At 67.9% G+C, this 2137-nt stretch carries 3 protein-coding genes; 1 reads left to right on the top strand and 2 read right to left on the bottom strand.

The window, feature by feature from the left end:
• Together V7D28_RS15050 and V7D28_RS15055 are read right to left on the bottom strand one after the other, a co-directional pair.
• The coding region (locus tag V7D28_RS15050; RefSeq protein ID WP_333588194.1) for a TetR/AcrR family transcriptional regulator at positions 1-230 on the bottom strand (230 nt) is incomplete at its 3' end.
• A gap of 69 nt (positions 231-299) precedes the next feature.
• Complete coding sequence (locus V7D28_RS15055) at positions 300-1121, bottom strand: UDP-2,3-diacylglucosamine diphosphatase (RefSeq protein WP_333588195.1); 822 nt, start codon at positions 1119-1121, stop codon at positions 300-302.
• 139 nt (positions 1122-1260) lie between these two features.
• Here V7D28_RS15055 and V7D28_RS15060 point away from each other — a divergent pair, with 139 nt between their 5' ends.
• Positions 1261-1896, top strand: coding sequence for a TetR/AcrR family transcriptional regulator (locus tag V7D28_RS15060; RefSeq protein WP_333588196.1), 636 nt, complete (start codon positions 1261-1263; stop codon positions 1894-1896).
• Positions 1897-2137: the final 241 nt, after the last annotated feature.

The raw sequence follows: 2137 nt of genomic DNA on the forward strand, positions 1-2137 counted from the left end.
GCCTTGGCCTGGGCCCAGGCGAAAAAAGCGCCCAGCAGGGCTTCGCGGGTGGGGAAGTGGCGATAGACGGTGCGCTCGCCGACCCCAGCGTCCTTGGCGATCTCGGCGAAGGACAGCTCGTCCAGGGGGCCGGCCTCCAGCCGGGCGCCCACGGCGCGGAGGATCTGGTCGCGGGTGGCGGCCTTCTGGCGGTCGCGGGCGTCGCCCGGGGGGGTGGCGTCTTCGCTCATGGCAGTCCCACTGTCACGAGCCGCCGGTGGTGTCAAATCAAGCTTGGACGGAGGGCTTGGGCTTCGCCGTCAGGCCGCGGCGGCCTCGGGAACGTCCAGGGCCTCGGGAAGGTTCCGGGCCTGGCGGACGGCGGCCCAGGACCGGAGCTTGGCCCACTCCACGATCTCCAGCGTGCCGTCCATATGCTCCACCAGGGCGGTGCAGCTTTCCACCCAGTCCCCGTCATTGATGTAGAGGATGTCGTCGATCAGCCGCATCTCGGCCTTGTGGATGTGGCCGCAGATCACCCCGTCCACCCCCCGGCGCCGGGCCTCTTCGGCCACCGCGCCTTCGAAGTTCTCGATGAACTGCAGGGCGTTCTTCACCCGGGTCTTCAGATAGGCCGACAGGCTCCAGTAGCCGAAGCCCAGGCGCCGGCGGACGCTGTTGAAGAGGGTGTTGGCGGTGAGCAGGGTCCGGTAGCTCCAGTCCCCCAGGAAGGCCAGCCACTTGGCGTGCTGCACCACCCCGTCGAACTCGTCCCCGTGGGTCACCAGATAGCGCCGGCCGTCGGCGGCCTCATGGATGGCGTCGCGGGCCACCACCACGCCGCCGAAGTGCACGCCGCAGAAGTCGCGCACCCGGTCATCATGGTTTCCCGGAACATAGACGACGTTCACGCCCTTGCGGGCCATGCGCAGGATCTTCTGCACCACGTCATTGTGAGACTGTGGCCAGTACCAGCCGCCCTTCATCTTCCAGCCGTCCACAATGTCCCCGACCAGGTACAAAGTGTCGCACTCGATGTGACGGATGAAGTCCAGCAACATCTCGGCCTGGCAGCCGCGAGTGCCCAGATGGACGTCCGAAACGAATACTGTCCGATAACGCCGGATTCCCAAATCGCCCACAGACGCCTCCGGAACGGCCCCAACTGTGCGTCCGGTAGGCTGATTGCATGTCGCTTTGATGAAACCGCACCGCAACACTGGCGCCGCAGCATGGCTCGCCATATGTCCGCCGAACTTTGATCGGATGCTCGCCCTGCAGATGGACGCTCGAACCTACCCCGCCAAGGAGACGCCCAAGTCTCGCCGGACCCGCGCGCGGATTCTCGACGCGGCCATGCGGCTGTTCGCCGAGATCGGCTATCACGCGGCCACCAACGCCATGATCGCCCAGGCGGCCAACCTCACCCGCGGGGCCATGCTCTATCACTTCGCCAGCCGCGAAGAGCTGGTGGAGGCCGCGGTGGCCCATATCGAGGTGGAGCGGGCGCGCCTGTTCGAACAGGCCGGCTCCACCCCGGCGGCGCCTGGCGTGGACGCCGCCGAGCACGCCATCGACGCCTATTGGGCGCTGCTGCACGAAACCCCCTTCATCGCCTTCGCTGAGCTGGAGGCCGCCGCCCGCACCGATCCCATGCTGCGGGCGCGCCTGGCCAACGCCCAGAGCGCCTTCGACCGCAATCAGGTGGGCGAGCGATTCGTCGCCCTGACCCAGGCCGGCAGCGATCCCAGGTTTCAGACCAGCCGCGACCTGGGCCGCTTCCTGCTGGAAGGCCTGGCCCGCGGCTCCATGACCTATGACGAGGCCGCCCGCCGTGACCGCCTGCTGGCGGTGGTCAAGCGCGCCGTCCGCGCCCTCAACCGCAAGGGCGAGGCCCAGGACCTCTGGGTCGACTAAAGGCCTGCGGCTTCCAGAGGGCTTAAGAGCCTGAACCGTCCCTGACAGACGCCTCAGGCCCCGTTCAGGATCGTGGGGCCATAACCGACGCTCCAGATGCGCGCCGGAACGGCCGCCAGCCTTGGCCGTTAGGCGAGGCCGGCGCCCACGGCGCGCCGCCCTATTGACGCCGAAGGTCTATGCCAGGCTGTCTTGCATGACGAAGGAGCCGGTTTCCATGATCCGCACCCCCGCCCTGACC

This window comes from Phenylobacterium sp. (assembly GCF_036723115.1).
GTDB lineage: Bacteria > Pseudomonadota > Alphaproteobacteria > Caulobacterales > Caulobacteraceae > Phenylobacterium.